The sequence below is a fragment of the Guptibacillus hwajinpoensis genome (assembly GCF_001039475.1).
Lineage (GTDB): Bacteria > Bacillota > Bacilli > Bacillales > Guptibacillaceae > Guptibacillus > Guptibacillus hwajinpoensis.
In genome coordinates this window covers 638,506-653,380 of record NZ_LELK01000004.1, presented here as the reverse complement: position 1 = coordinate 653,380, position 14,875 = coordinate 638,506, and the positions used below count along the sequence as shown (strand labels likewise).

Genomic DNA, 14,875 nt, shown 5'->3' with positions numbered 1-14,875 from the left:
TCCACCTCTTTTCAAATGATTTAAAGTTAAAGGGTCTACTCTATTACATGCTAGCAAATTTCTTATACCTAAGGAATTCGACAATAAAAAAAACGAGCAGCTCGTTATCAGCTGACCCGCTCTTCTAAATTCTTAACACCTACGCTCACATTGAGTGTATGTGCCCCGCCAATATAAACGCCTTTTAACGGTGAGATGTCACGGTAATCTCGACCGACTGCGATACGAATATGCTGCTCCGCTGCAATCGCATTGTTCGTTGGGTCGAGGCCAATCCAAGGTAACCCAGGAACCTTAACTTCTAGCCATGCATGTGTAGCTGCGTCGCCGCGATAAGCGGAATTTTCACCAATGTAGATATACCCGCTAACATAGCGAGCTGGAATTCCGCGGTACCTGCAAAGCGCAAGCATCAGATGCGTATAATCCTGACAAACGCCAGTTCGATGCGTTAGAATTTTCTCAGCAGTCGTTTCCACATTGGTTGCGCCGGAAACATACTCCATTGTGTTATAAATATGCTCGTTCAATTTAACGGCAAATTCAAGCTCGTCACGAGCGTCTTTCCACAAACCCTCTGTCTCGGCTTCCATCACACCATCGGACATGCTCGTATAGTCCGTTTCAATCATAAACTCCGTATGTGCTTGCTTAAAAGCTTCAGAATGAAGTTCTTTTCGCTGCTCATCTGTTAGTGGCAAGCTAAGGTCAATCTCAAAAGGCTTTGTTTCAACAGTCGACACGGTTTCAATCGAAAGATCCTGATGCTCTCCCCAAAGATAGAACGTTTCAACATAATTACCCCAATAATCAGTATGACCATATGTTTGACTAGCAGGTTTAATCAGTACATTGTAATCATGAAGGATTTGCTGCTGATCATGTAGTGGCTTTAACCTGAACTGATTAATGCTCTGTCTTACTGGCAAATCATATTGATAGGTATTCGTTTGGGTAACTTCGTATTTCATGGTATCACAACTTCCCCCAGATAATAGGTTTTGGTAATGTGCATGCCAATTGTCATGCACCTGTGTTGAAAGCTTTGAAGAAACGCATGTGCTCCCTGACCTAGAATTTCTTCAATTGAGAAATCGATTAAGTCATTCGTAAGGTGCTCAAGTTCCTGTGCAAGCGATTCTGAGTAATGTTCAACATGACCATCTTCAAGGGCTACGAAGGCATTTCTAACTTTGTGAATACAATAAATCATAGACCTAGGAAACTCAGCATCAAGAATGAAAAACTCAGCTACGTTACGGCTCTTAATTAGCGGCCTGTACGTTTTAATATACGCCTCATGGCCACTAACAGACTGAAGAACGGACCACCAGTGGTGATACTCAACAATTTCTTTGTTCTGGTAGCATTCTAGATCTTTATGATAGTAGACATCCAATATGCGTGCTGCTTTTTCCGCTCTTTCCAGATGTTTACCCATTTCCATGAAAAGGTAAGCATCTCCTCGTGGCATTGTTGCTTCTACAATCCCCTGAAAAAGAAGGGACTCCTTTTTAACAAGCTCACATAAATCATTCACTTCTTCCATCGTCCACGGAGTGTGACTATGACGCTTTAGTTTCAGATAAAAAGAGTTTATGCTTTCCCACAGCTCATTCGGTATGATTTCACGAACAGCCCGTGCATTTTCCCTCGCAATCGTAATGGTATTGAGAATAGAGTTAGGATTCTTCAATGAAAAAAGTAAGAACTCTAATACATTACGGTCGCTTGAACGGTTATATTCCTCATCAAACACTTCCTGAAATCCACTTATTTCTACTAGTTCATACCAGTTTTGATTCGTTTCCTCGATTGGGTTTGCATTCTCTAGACGGCTTGTTAACTTAACGGCAATTAACCTCGCATTGTTTTCAGCACGTTCCACATTACGTGTTAGCCAATACAATGAATCTGCAACTCGACTGAGCATAAGCACCTCTCCTCTCTATCGTTAAACTTCCAAAGGATTTTCTTCAAGTACCCACGTATCCTTTGCACCGCCACCCTGTGAAGAGTTAACGACGAGCGATCCTTCTTTTAAAGCAACACGTGTTAAACCACCAGGGAATACATGAGTTTTCTCTCCACCAAAAATAAAAACGCGTAGATCAACGTGACATGCTGCAAAGCGATCGTCTTTAAATGCGGGAAGACGAGATAGCTTGATCGTCGGTTGAGCAATGTACTCAGACGGATTCTTCAAGATTTGCTTCTTGTATGCTTCGATCTCTTCTTTCGATGCATGTGGACCAATCAACATGTTATATCCACCCGACTCGCTTGTATGTTTAACGACGAGTTCTGAGATATGATCAAGTACATAATCCAATTGATCCTGATATCTCAGAAGATACGTATCCACATTCTTCACTAGGGGTTCTTCATTCAAATAATAGCGAATCATATCAGGTACAAAATGATAGATTGCTTTATCATCTGCAACACCATTTCCGATGCCGTTTAGAATCGAAACATTTCCTGCACGATAAACATCGATTAGTCCTGGTACACCAAGAAGGGAGTCTTCTCGAAATTCAAGTGGATCAAGGAATTCATCATCAATCCGACGATAAATCACATCAACTTTTTTCAAGCCACGTGCAGTTTTCATAAACACTTGACGCTCGCGCACCACAAGATCTTTCCCTTCAACTAGCTCAATTCCTGTTCGCTGAGCAATGAAAGAATGATCATAATAAGCTGAATTGTGGACGCCAGGGGTAAGCAATACTATCGTTGGATTTTGGCTAGGTGCAAGAGAAGCCATAGCAGAGTGAAGATATGAGAATTGTTGTTCAAGCGATTGAACGGAATACTCATTGAAAAATTCAGGGTAAACCTTCCTCATTACATATCGATTTTGAAAAACATAGGAAAGACCAGAGGGATTACGAAGGTTATCTTCAAGAACACGATATTCTCCTTGATCATCTCGAATTAAATCAATACCCGCCATGAAAATGTGCTGTCTTCTTGGCAGATCAATTCCGGCTACTTGTTCGAAGAAATGTTGACAATTGACAATAAGGTCTCTTGGAATAACGCCATCCTTCAGTATATTTTGTTCGTGATAAACATCATCAAGGAAAGCATTAAGTGCATCAAAACGCTGTATTAACCCGCGCTCAAGTTCTTGCCACTCATCTGGAGGAATAATTTTGGGAACGAAATCAAACGGCATTGTTCGCTCAGTTCCTTCATTATCACTATAAACGGTAAACGTAATGCCCTGACGCAGAAAATCACTCTGCGCAAGTTCGTATCTTGTTTGAAGTTCTTCAGGCGAGATATCCGTTAACTTCTCATGGAACGGTTTGCAATGCCCTCTCGGTTGTTGACCTTTCTCAAGCATTTCATCAAAATACCCTTCCAGCTTGTAAGAATGAAACACTGACATTCCCCCTTCACATATGTAGTAACATCAAACTAATTTTACCATTTTTCTAACTTTTCTAACAAATTTCAATATGAAAGATCGAAATTCCTCTATTTCACGGGAAATAAGATGATTTATTTGTTACTAGATGGAAAAGTACTAGCACGGAAGTCACTTTTCCATAATCCTCCTCATAAGCTAGTACATCCCCTATAAAAGGTTCCTTCCAACAAGAAGCGAATCATTAGTATGAGAGAGTATAAGTCCAGATCGAGGTGAAAAAGTCATGCGATTATCAGAATTGAACCCTGATCGTCTTTCAAGAGAGCAGCTCACGTCATTTATGTTTGATGACACGTGCGATGACGGAAATAGCGGCGACTGCATTCTAGTATTTGGAGCCAAAACCATCCATCGAGTCGAAAAGGCAGCGAAGTTATATCACGATAAACGCGCACCTACTATTCTCGTGACAGGATCCGCTGCAAGATGGGGGGTGAACGAAACGCCTGAGGCGATCTGGATGAAAGAGCATTTAACGAAGTTAGGTGTGCCAGAAGAAGATATTCTTGTTGAGCTTGAGGCTGCTAATACGACTGAAAATGTGATTGCTTCAATGATGGTACTTCAACAAACGTATGGTCTTCATATGATGAAGAGACTACTTATTGTAAGTTCACCCTTTCATATGAAAAGGTGTTTGTTGACGTTGAGAACCTATATGCCAGACTGGATCACCTATACGTTCTGCTCAGATGATCGAAAAATCGGCCAACGAGGCAATTGGTGGACAGATTCAACTGAAAAAGCAAGAGTAATAAAAGAAGTCCATTCCATCTCAAAATACGCAGGTCTTGGGATCATTAAGGATGTAGATGTTCCACAACTTTAATTCCGTTTCAGTACCTTTATAAAAGGCTCTTTTCTAATGGATTGTTGCTTTTGAATTAATTAATAAATAAAAAACCACACTTCGCTAATTGGAGCGGAAGGATGCTCGACTCCTGCTAGCGGGACAGGTNGGTGAGACCCCGCAGGAGCGTTAGCGACGAGGAGGCTCACCGCCCGCCCCGCGGAAAGCGAGCATCCTGGAGCGGAAATGAACCCACTCATATAGCAATAATGTCTACGAAAAGAGCCTTATAAAAAAAGCTGTCTCTAAACGGTACACTCCGTACCGTTTTAAGAGACAGCTTTTTTAACGCCATTCTTTCCAATTATCTATTACCTTCTGCTTTTTCAATTGAAGAAGCGTATTACCTTCATTGTCTCGGTTTTGCTTCTGCCATTCATAGAAACTTGCAACAGCAATAAGTGTCGAACCAGCAATTAATAGATACGCCCACCATGGCATGTTCCCCCAGTATGGTCTTGTTTGAACAAAGACATTAAGCAACAGGACGCTACAGCCAATAATAAAGTAGGACTTGATGCGATAGAGGAAACCTCCGAGAACAGAAGCGAGTGACAACCCTCCCGCAATAATCGCATCATAGATTGTGTTGCTTATAAGCGCATCCGCTACTAGGATGGAAGCGATAATCGTTAGCACCGCCCATTCAATGAGCATCATTCCTCGCTCTTCTTTAGACCACGTTCGTTTTACTAGATAAATAGTAAGTGCAAGCCACGGTAACACATACACTTCAGCAATAATGTATTGATTTAGTTCAATATGGTTTAGCAATGTATAGTAAGGAATCAAAAATGTTGCCGCTGTAAGACTTTTAACGATTCTAGAAGCCAGTCCACTCGGTACCCTTTTTATTTGAAGGATAAAGAGAACAACAAGCATGATAGCTGGAAGTTCATCTATCCAAAGCGCTGTTCCGTTTGGATAGAGAGTTAGCACAGTTAACAATGCTGCAACCGAATACCAGTCTACATGATTACCCTCTATGTTCTTAGACTGCATTGAGTAAAGTGTGCGATGAATGAGTAATCCGGTTACGAAAATGATCGTTGCTGAAAGAACACGAACAATCGTTACAACTTCCACCGTTTCGAATGGAAGCATCAATATAAACATCACCATAAAAAGAAGGGGTGCGATTGTAAACAATTGCCATCCTGACTTGTGCATCACATAAAGTACAAGGACGCTATACGAAACACCTAGCGCGAACGGAATCATTGACATGTTAATCAATTCAGTTGTAAACGGAACAAGTCCGATGATAGAAAATGGCACGGCGTACCATTTGATCCGTTCCTTCCACTTTTCATCCAGCATGAACCAGAGAGCAAACATCACGAGGCTTGCGGAAAAACCAGTATAAGTGAACGCATCACTAGTTAATTCAAACCAACTTACAATGGAAATGTAGAGCAGCGGCACCATTGTAAAGCCTGCATAAAGAGATGAACGAATTTCCCATTCCTTCATTCTCGTTAAGATCGTATACAAATAAATCACGAGTGCTATTGCATATAGAATCGGAACATTTCCTTGCTCACTTACCGTATAGATGATCGCAATTGGTAAGTATAAATGAGAGAGATAGAAAAAGATCCGTTGTACAAATTCGTTTTTCTTCGTGATGGTATCCGCAATGATGATGAGAAGAACGCTTCCTAAGATCCACTGAAAAACTCCCTGAATTGGAAAAGCTTCCGCTGCCGAGAGATACGCGCCGAGCGTAAAGATGCTCATAAGATACCAAAGCGATAATTCGTTCGTTCTCTTCAACATAAGGTAAAAGATACCGATTGCTCCGACTAGTAAACTTGTTCGAACAAACAACTCATTGACTGGTGCAACAAGTAGCATAACTAACGAAATGCCGTAAGCACTCACTCCTGTCCAGAAAGCAGTCGCTTCCAGCAACTTCTGCTCTTTTCTTCTCCATAAGTAGTGAAGAGCAATGATCACACACGCAGTAATACCTGAATGAAGTGGAAATCCATACCCTTCATATCCATTGTCATTCGTAAATAGAAGGTAGAGTACAAGTAAAGAAAACGTCCAAGCAATTGGATTTAAAACAGCGCCAGCATAGCGAATCCATAACCATTTTCCTTTTTGGTAAATACTTAAGTAAATGATTCCGATTACGTATAGCATGACACTTTCAAGCCACCACTTCTCAGTAACCGCACCAAGTAAGAGCGCAATTCCCATTGGACCAAATGATACAAAAAGCGAGCCCGTTCGAATTCTGATTGTGTACTGCCATTTATTCCAGTAGAAGCCAGCTGCGTATAAGACAAGTCCTGTTAGAAATTGATGAACTAGTAGGGTTGTATTAGAAGGATTCTCGTAAACCAAACTAATCGGATAAAGAAGCGCTGCTGCAAGAAAGAAGGGTGAAAGGAACCCAAACATTCGATAGCGTGAAATGTTTGCAAGGTACAGATAGTTTAAGCTGATGATGAAGTACCCGAGCACCAGCAACCAAGATGGATCATCATAACGCAAGACAAGCCCTTTGTAACTAATAAATACAAAAGCACAGAATGAAACGACGCCGCTTGTAAGTTGAAAAGTTTTTTTCAAGTATGGATTTTGGAGAGGGCCAGCATTCTGCAGACCGATGAAAACAAATCCAACGAGTGCGTATAACATAACATCCAAGGAACCAAGGATGGAATGTTCAATTAATTGATAGATTCCATATACGAGTAATGCAGTGAACACAAAGTGATATTCTTTTTGTTTCCCAATATAGATCATCGAAAGGTAGAGTACAGCAGTAAGAATAACGTTAAAGCTGTAGAACACTTCGCTTTCGAAGAAAAAAAGCAGCAGTAGGGTTGAAAGAATTAAATTCCCTTGAGCATATAGTGGTAATTCTTTCGTAAAAATCGCTAGATTCTGAGCATTTTTCGTTTTAGCATACGCTAAAAGCAAAAGACCATTAAACAGAACAATGCCGAGATAAAATACGTCTACTGTTGGATTAAACAGATTGATGAAAAAAGCGGCACCAATGCTGAGTGTGACAAATGAAAACCAAACGAACAATCTTGAAGTTTGGCGTATAGCGTGGAAGGCATACAGCGGTAAACAGATGAGTGCACCTATGAGACCAAGCACGTCATTTCCTGCACCTGTTACCGATAGCCACTCACCAAAAAGCTGGAAGTAACCGGCTGACAACACCACGATCGGTAGAAACAAGCTGCCAAGAATCAAAAATGCAAAAGCTGTTTTCTCGATTCTCAACTTATGCCCGCTCAGCCAGCTGATTCCAAAGAACACTCCAGATATGCCCCCGATTAAGGCTGTTTTCATAGCTGAGGTCATCACATCCCACGTACTTGTCGCGAGTACTAACGCACCTAGTAGAAGAAACACAACGCCAATAACTAATATCCAAGTTAGATTACGGTCTCGTAATTCCTGAGGTGATTTCACTTTCGTTTCTTTGACCGGCGGTTGTTTTTTCACCGGTTCTGATGGCTGCTGCCAGGTCTTCTTACTTTCTACCTCTTTTTTCTCGACGCTAATCTCATCAAGCATTTCCTGATAAGCAGCCGCAACAAGTTCGTACGTCTCACCCTCTATGTAATCGTGGAGCCTTAACCTTTTTAATTCATCTTGAAATACAGTTTCTCTTTCTCTCTCATTCACCTTCCCCACCTCCATACATTAACATTATTTTCCTCTTTTTATTCCTGCCTCTAGTGTACTCATACTCAATTCAACCTTGCAACATGCTCATTGAATTTCGCTTTTTTATACGAAAGAAAGTGTCCGCCTGGGGCGGACACTTTCTTTGATTTGTCTTTGAGGGGGGTCAGGTACCGACCTGACCCCCTAAGGTTAATCCTGCATAATACCCTCCACGGGCGAGTAGTTCTTTGTGATTTCCTCTTTCGATGATCTCACCGCTGTTCAATACGATAATTTGGTCAGCTCGTTGAATTGTATTAAGGCGATGAGCAATGACGAAGCTTGTGCGTCCTTCCATTAGCGACCACAGTGCTTTCTGAATTTGAATTTCTGTTCTTGTGTCGATGCTGCTTGTTGCTTCATCAAGAATTAGAATCGCGGGATCTGCAAGAACGGCTCTCGCAATGGAAAGGAGCTGGCGTTGGCCATGGCTGATACCACCGCCATCCTGCTTTAAGATCGTGTCGTAACCGTCAGACAACCTTGAAATAAACGAATGAGCATTAGCGACTCGTGCTGCTTCCTCAACTTCCTCATCCGTTGCATCAAGTCTTCCATAGCGAATGTTTTCTCGAACCGTTCCATTAAATAAGAACGTATCTTGAAGAACAAACGCCATATTTTCTCTTAGACTAGTTCTCTTTATCTTCGTAATGTCGTGTCCTTCTACTTCAATTTCTCCACTCGTTACTTCGTAGAAACGCATAAGTAGATTAACAATTGTCGTCTTTCCGGCACCAGTCGGGCCAACGATTGCAATTGACTCACCAGGATTTGCTTCAAATGAGACACCTGACAGCGTGCTATCTTGTTCATAGGAAAATGAGACATCTTTAAAAGCAACCTTTCCCTTTACATGCTGAAGTTGAATCGCGTCATCGTCATCCAACTGTTCTTCTTTCTCATCAAGTATAGAGAAAACCCGCTCCGCCCCTGCCACCGCAGACAAGATCGTATTAAATTGGTTAGCAAGATCATTCAGCGGTCGTGTAAACAGCCTAGAATATTGAATGAATGCAACAATCACACCGATTGATACCATCCCTTTAAGAGACAGCCACCCTCCAGCAGCCGCAATTAACAAGAAGCTTACGTTGTTCAACACGTTCATCAGCTTTGGAATAAACCCTGAATACGTCATCGACCAGAAACCAGACGTTCGAAGTTCTTCATTTCTATCAGCCATTTGCTTTAATACACGTTTTTCCTGCGAAAATGATTTGATAATCTGCTGTCCAGACAGCGTTTCTTCTATAACACTATTAAGCTCACCAAGGTTCTTCTGCTGCTCCTTAAAATAATAACCCGTCCGTTTCGTGATCCATTTCATACCCATAAACATAACGGGAATGATTGTGAATGTAATCGCAGTAAGCACTGGGCTGAGCCATAACATCAATCCGATCGTTCCTGAAAGGGTCAGTATACTAGCAAAAATCTGAATAACTGAGCTATTTAATGTTTTACTCACATTTTCGATATCATTCGTTAATCGACTCATGAGCTCACCGTGCGTTTTTTTATCAAAAAAAGGAATGGGTAAACGATGGAGGTGGTGAAATAAATCTTTCCTCATGCGATACACCGTTTTTTGTGCAATACCGATCATCCAGTAATTCTGAAAAAAAGTGGCAGCTGACTGCAATATGTAGACAGCGATCAGAAGTCCCAAAATCAGCGGGAGCCCAGTGAGTTCAGTCGGAACAAGATACTCATCTATTGCAATACTTGTTAAGTATGGTCCAAGAAGACCAAAGCCTGAGCTTGCGATGACCATGATGATGACAAGCGTTAAAAGCCATTTCTGTTCTGAAAGGTAGCGCCAGATTCTTGCGACAGTACCTTTCAAATCGTCGGGTCGCTTTTTACCGTTATGATTAGGTTTGCCGGAGCTCATGATACGCCTCCTCCCCATACTGAGAAACAAAAATATCCCGGTAAATGGAATGATGCTGTAGCAGTTCGTAATGAGTGCCTTCACCTATTAGTTCCCCGTCTTCAATAAGAAGAATGGTATCTGCATCTTTAATAGAGCTTATCTTCTGTGCAATCAAGATCACCATCCCCTGCAAACGAGTTAACTCCCTCTGCAAGGCAGCTTCAGTATTTAAATCGAGTGCACTCGTACTGTCATCCAAAATAAGAATTTCCGGCATTCGAATCAGAGCACGTGCTATCGCAAGGCGCTGTTTCTGTCCACCAGAAAGGTTAATCCCTTTTTGCCCTAGCACCGTCTCATACTGATTCGGTAGTGACATAACAAACGAATGAATCTGAGCAGCTTTTGCAGCAGAAACGATTTCATCTAAACTGGCATCTTCTTTCCCCCAGCGAATATTATCGCTAATCGATCCACTGAAAAGAATCGCTTCTTGCGGAACCATTCCTATTCGATTACGTAGCTCTTCTAGCTGAAACTCCTGAATACAGCGTCCATTCAGTGTGATTTCTCCCTCTGTTGGGTCATATAATCTTGGAATAAGCTGGACAAGGGATGATTTGCCTGATCCTGTCATGCCTATGACTCCAATTAATTGTCCCTGAGTAGCTGAGAAACTAACTTGATTCAAGACATTGTCCTGTGATCCAGGATAGTGGAAGCTCACGTTATGAAATTGAAGGGTTTCAATTTCGTTCAGTGAAGTTTCTAATTGCTCTTCCTGAGCTGTAGGAGTCGAGAGTACTTCTTGCATCCGTGAAGCTGAAGCCTTAGCACGCGAAAGAATCATAAGGATAAAAGAAAACATCGTAAGTGCCACTGTAATTCTTGTGCCATACGTAATAATGGCGGATATTTCACCAACTTGTGTGTTGCCAGCTACGACTTTTAACCCACCAAACCAAACAACAGCTACAATGGCGATATTCATTAGAACGAGAAGAACGGGTGTAGCGAGCTCAATAAGGCGAAGCGATGAGACGGTTTGATTCATTAGATCTCCGTTGACACCTTTGAAGCGACGCTGCTCGTGCCTCCCCCGGAGATAAGCTTTAATAAGCCTAACGCCAACAAGATTCTCTCTCATCACACCATTTACTCGATCAAGTTTATCCTGAACTGAACTGAAAAGGGGAACGCCTTTCTTCATGACGTAATACAGAAAAACCATAACGAGTGGAATCGCAGCTGTTAAAAGAAGAGCAAGTTGCACATCAACAACGAAAGCCATGACAATACCACCGACTACTAGTAGCGGTGCTCTGACCATAATACGTAGACCCATAAACACAACGAGCTGCACTTGATTCACATCATTTGTCAGTCTCGTAATGAGTGAAGAAGTAGGAAATCGATTAAAATCTTTGAAAGCGAACGACTGAACTTTCTCAAAAAGTGCTTTCCTTAAATCGAAAGCAAAATGCTGACTAACGTATGCTGCAAGAAATGTATTAATGATCGAAGCAATGAATGAAACCACCGTTAGAACAACCATGTAAATTCCTAACCTTGTAATGACACTAAGATCTTCGTTCACTATACCGTTATCAATAATGTCTGCCATCATTAAAGGAAGCCACAGCTCAACAGCAAGCTCAACTAACATTAAGAGCGCTGCAATAATTGCAGCAACCCGGTACGGTTTAATATAGGCCAATATTTTCTGCACAGCATCCTCCCCTATTCATAAGGCGTCTAATTGTATTTATATTGTACAGGATATTTAGGGACTCGAACAAATATGTACTTTTAAAGTAGACATTGTTGCAATAAGAGTAGGTGAATTCCGCTTCAGGATGCTCGCTTTCCGCTCCAATTAGCGAAGCGTGGTTTTCTATACAAGAATCGTTTCAAAAAACAACAATCTTTTAGAAAGGCTCTTTTCGTAGACATTGTTGCTATAGGTGATCAATCTCCGCTCCAGAATGCTCGCTTTCCGCGGGGCGGGCGGTGAGCCTCCTCGTCGCTAACGCTCCTGCGGGGTCTCACCTGTCCCGCTAGTCCCGCAGGAGTCGAGCATTCTTCCGCTCCAATTAGCGAAGTCAGGTTCTTTTAAGAAAATCCTTTCATAGCAACAATCTTTTAGAAAAGAGCTTTTGATAAAGAGTTAGCAACCTAAAGAGCCAGCTCACGAGTTGAGCTGGCTTCTCTTTTATTCTTTATTGCTTTTCGAAACAATCATTTCAAGATCACCCTCGAAATGGCATTCTTTCATTGTAGATGGAATGATAAAGTGATCTCCCTGGTTCAACGAGTAAGAAGCTTCACTTGACGTTATATTCCCCTCACCACTTAGTACACTTACGAGCAAATAAGGATGATCAGAATGAAGAGCATATTCTCCGTCAACTTCCCAGCGGTACACAGTAAAATAATCCGAATTAACTAACTGGATTTGCGTAAGTCCATTCTCTTCAGTCGTAACAGGATGGAATGGAGGATCCTGATGCGGAATTGTAGATACATCAATGGATCGTTCAATATGCAACTCTCGAGTATTACCACTAGCATCTTTGCGATCATAATCATAGACGCGATAAGTTGTATCAGAGCTTTGTTGGGTCTCAAGTATCATCGTTCCTGCACCAATGGCATGAATTGTACCGCTTGGAACAAAGTAGAATTCACCTGGTTCGATTGGTACGCGACGAAGAAGCTGGTCCCATTCTCCGTCTTCTATCATTTGTTCAAATGATTCTTTTGTTTGTGCGTGGTGACCAAATATTATTTCAGAACCTGGATCACAATCGATAATATACCAGCACTCTGTTTTGCCATAATTCTCGCCTTCAATTTCCCGTGCATATGTATCATCAGGATGAACTTGTACAGATAAATCTCTGTCCGCATCAAGGATTTTAACTAACAGGGGAAAATGCTCTCCCGATTCATGACCAAATAGTTCTCGGTTGCTCTCCCATACTTCGTTCAGCTTTTTACCTGCAAGTGGTCCATTTCTAACTTCACTCGGACCATTTTCGTGAGCGGAAATACCCCAGCATTCTCCTGTCGTTTCCGATGGAATTGTGTAACCAAATACATCTCTTAGCTTTGTGCCTCCCCAAAGCCGATCTTTAAATTCAGGATTTAGAAAAAGCGGTTCATTTTGATACATCTTCATGTCCCCTATCCGTTCGTTATTGTTCTACCATTCGGCGTCCGTGCATTGCTGCGCCAATAATCCCAGCTTTGTCATCTAGCTGAACAGGTTCAATTTCTATTTTCCCTCGCAAACCTTCATACACATACTGATTCACTTTCTCCTTAAGAAGTGGAAGAATCATCTCTTTCGCTTGCATGACCCCACCTCCTAGAATGAAAACGGCTGGATCTACGGAATGAGCAAGATTAGCGATCCCGATTGCTAGCGCATCAATAGCTTCATCTATAATGAAGATCGCTTCTTCATTTCCTTCCTCAGCAAGTTGAAAAACCTCTTCAGCTCCACCAGTAATGCCCATTCTTGCTTGTCCTTCTCGTGCAATCGATGTGCCAGATGCCAATGCTTCAAGCGACCCTGCATTCATGTTGGCATGCTTCTGTCCGCCGGGTTTAATAATCATATTTCCAATCTCTGCACTATAGCCGTGCTCACCTTGGATGAGACGATCGTCCTGAACATACCCACCGCCTATACCAGTACTCACTGTTATGTAAAACGAACTACTTCTTTTCTTACCGGCTCCGAATAGCGCTTCCCCAAGAGCGGCAGCATCTGCATCATTCACAAGGAATGTGGGAATATTTAGTTCTTCTTGAACAATAGACGTAATCGGAACATCTTTCCATCCAGGTAAATTAGGAGGTGCTACCACAATACCATCAAATGGATTTAATGGACCAGGTGAGCCTATCCCGATTGATACAGCTGAATAGGCTTTTTTCACGTCCTTTATTAAAGCGATCATTCTTTTAATAATCGATTCATAGCCTGTTTCCGCATCTGTTGGAATTTGTTTAACGTTAAGCATCTGCCCCTTTTGATCTACAATCCCAACTCGAAGGTTCGTTCCTCCTAGATCCACTCCAATATAAACGTTCTCCATTGATCTAGCCCCCTCTTTTCTTTTCTATAATACTATCATGAATTTCCTTGATTAGGACATAGCTCACATTCTATCTGTATACTCCTCTACAAAAGAGTACAAAAAAGAATATAAACTCGTGAAAACTGATAAATAAATACAATAATTTTCAGAAAATTATTCCTAACCAACTCTTCCTTTGGTAAACTAGTACTAAATTCTTATAAATAAGGTGACGTAAATGGTATTTGACGGAATTATATTGTCTATCCTTATCGGTTTCCTGCGAAGAGGAAGCATAAAAGGATTTGCCTATCTATCATTTCGAGCGGGTTGGATTTTCCCTTTATTACTTCTTGTCGAAATCCTTGTTTTTGCATTCCAAACTTCTTATTCCTGGGTAGCTACTCTAAGCGCTCCCCTATTTATGATCATCTACATAGTAGGGCTTATCTTTCTCTGGCTAAATAGAAAGATGAACATCGGAATATTGCTTCTCTTTATTGGTGTTCTTTTGAATTTCATTGTTATGTTCGTAAACGGAGGGCGCATGCCAGTTTCACTTGAAGCTGCAACCATTCTCGACCCAGCGTATGCTGAAGCCATCAAAAATGGTTTGTATGGAAAGCATGCTGTTCTAACAGATCACACATTAGTCGGTTTCCTAGGTGACGTAATCCCGATTACTGACCCCTATCCAAAAGATCAAGTCATTAGCATTGGCGACATTGTTATGAATATCGGAATTTTCATTTTCATACAGCACGTTATGGTCAAGACCAATCATCCAGAAGAAGTCCTCACCTCGACCCAAATTGAAGGGAGGTGAACGTGTATGGAACGTAAAGAAGGAATTAAGCTAACAGGTATCCTTATGAATATTGCTATTATTACTACAGCTGTTATTGCACTAACTT

At 41.5% G+C, this 14,875-nt stretch carries 10 protein-coding genes; 2 read left to right on the top strand and 8 right to left on the bottom strand.

Annotated elements, in window-relative coordinates; genetic code table 11:
• Window positions 1–107 precede the first annotated feature (107 nt).
• Genes AB986_RS13470 through AB986_RS13460 form a run of 3 tightly spaced genes read right to left on the bottom strand, consistent with a single transcriptional unit; the run spans window position 108 to window position 3,394 of the window.
• A complete protein-coding gene (locus AB986_RS13470; RefSeq protein ID WP_048311637.1) occupies window positions 108–971 on the bottom strand; it encodes a transglutaminase family protein in 864 nt (287 codons plus the stop codon).
• Window positions 968–1,933: an alpha-E domain-containing protein gene (locus AB986_RS13465; protein WP_048311636.1), complete on the bottom strand. Its 966-nt coding sequence runs from the start codon at window positions 1,931–1,933 to the stop codon at window positions 968–970. Before AB986_RS13465 ends, AB986_RS13470 begins: the two co-directional genes overlap by 4 nt.
• Before the next feature lie 21 nt (window positions 1,934–1,954).
• A complete protein-coding gene (locus AB986_RS13460) occupies window positions 1,955–3,394 on the bottom strand; it encodes a circularly permuted type 2 ATP-grasp protein (protein WP_236690379.1) in 1,440 nt (479 codons plus the stop codon).
• A 271-nt stretch (window positions 3,395–3,665) separates the two neighbouring features.
• Between AB986_RS13460 and AB986_RS13455 the strand changes: the two genes are divergently transcribed.
• A complete protein-coding gene (locus AB986_RS13455; RefSeq protein WP_048311634.1) occupies window positions 3,666–4,271 on the top strand; it encodes a YdcF family protein in 606 nt (201 codons plus the stop codon).
• 306 nt (window positions 4,272–4,577) lie between these two features.
• Here AB986_RS13455 and AB986_RS13450 read toward each other — a convergent pair whose 3' ends face one another.
• The 5 genes from AB986_RS13450 to AB986_RS13430 form a co-directional block, all read right to left on the bottom strand.
• Window positions 4,578–7,952, bottom strand: a complete 3,375-nt coding sequence (locus AB986_RS13450) for a hypothetical protein (protein ID WP_048311633.1) — start codon at window positions 7,950–7,952, stop codon at window positions 4,578–4,580.
• Window positions 7,953–8,118: 166 nt separating this feature from the next.
• On the bottom strand, window positions 8,119–9,891 hold the full coding sequence (locus AB986_RS13445) for an ABC transporter ATP-binding protein (protein WP_048311632.1): 1,773 nt from the start codon (window positions 9,889–9,891) through the stop codon (window positions 8,119–8,121).
• Window positions 9,872–11,602 carry an ABC transporter ATP-binding protein gene (locus tag AB986_RS13440; RefSeq protein ID WP_048311631.1) on the bottom strand — a complete coding sequence of 577 codons (1,731 nt, stop codon included), beginning with the start codon at window positions 11,600–11,602 and terminating at the stop codon, window positions 9,872–9,874. The genes AB986_RS13445 and AB986_RS13440 overlap by 20 nt, the downstream gene beginning before the upstream one ends.
• 483 nt (window positions 11,603–12,085) lie before the next feature.
• Window positions 12,086–13,048: a mannose-6-phosphate isomerase, class I gene (gene manA / locus AB986_RS13435; RefSeq protein ID WP_048311630.1), complete on the bottom strand. Its 963-nt coding sequence runs from the start codon at window positions 13,046–13,048 to the stop codon at window positions 12,086–12,088.
• A 22-nt stretch (window positions 13,049–13,070) separates the two neighbouring features.
• Window positions 13,071–13,979, bottom strand: a complete 909-nt coding sequence (locus AB986_RS13430) for an ROK family protein (protein ID WP_048311629.1) — start codon at window positions 13,977–13,979, stop codon at window positions 13,071–13,073.
• Between the two features lie 220 nt (window positions 13,980–14,199).
• Here AB986_RS13430 and AB986_RS13425 point away from each other — a divergent pair, with 220 nt between their 5' ends.
• On the top strand, window positions 14,200–14,787 hold the full coding sequence (locus AB986_RS13425; RefSeq protein ID WP_048311628.1) for a DUF5317 domain-containing protein: 588 nt from the start codon (window positions 14,200–14,202) through the stop codon (window positions 14,785–14,787).
• The last annotated feature ends 88 nt before the right edge of the window (window positions 14,788–14,875 follow it).

Excerpts from the sequence above, each read along its gene's own strand:
- AB986_RS13470 (WP_048311637.1), bottom strand. The coding sequence starts at position 971 with ATGAAATACGAAGTTACCCAAACGAATACCTATCAATATGATTTGCCA.
- AB986_RS13465 (WP_048311636.1), bottom strand. The coding sequence starts at position 1,933 with ATGCTCAGTCGAGTTGCAGATTCATTGTATTGGCTAACACGTAATGTG.
- AB986_RS13455 (WP_048311634.1), top strand. The coding sequence starts at position 3,666 with ATGCGATTATCAGAATTGAACCCTGATCGTCTTTCAAGAGAGCAGCTC.
- AB986_RS13445 (WP_048311632.1), bottom strand. The coding sequence starts at position 9,891 with ATGAGCTCCGGCAAACCTAATCATAACGGTAAAAAGCGACCCGACGAT.
- manA (WP_048311630.1), bottom strand. The coding sequence starts at position 13,048 with ATGTATCAAAATGAACCGCTTTTTCTAAATCCTGAATTTAAAGATCGG.
- AB986_RS13430 (WP_048311629.1), bottom strand. The coding sequence starts at position 13,979 with ATGGAGAACGTTTATATTGGAGTGGATCTAGGAGGAACGAACCTTCGA.
- AB986_RS13425 (WP_048311628.1), top strand. The coding sequence starts at position 14,200 with ATGGTATTTGACGGAATTATATTGTCTATCCTTATCGGTTTCCTGCGA.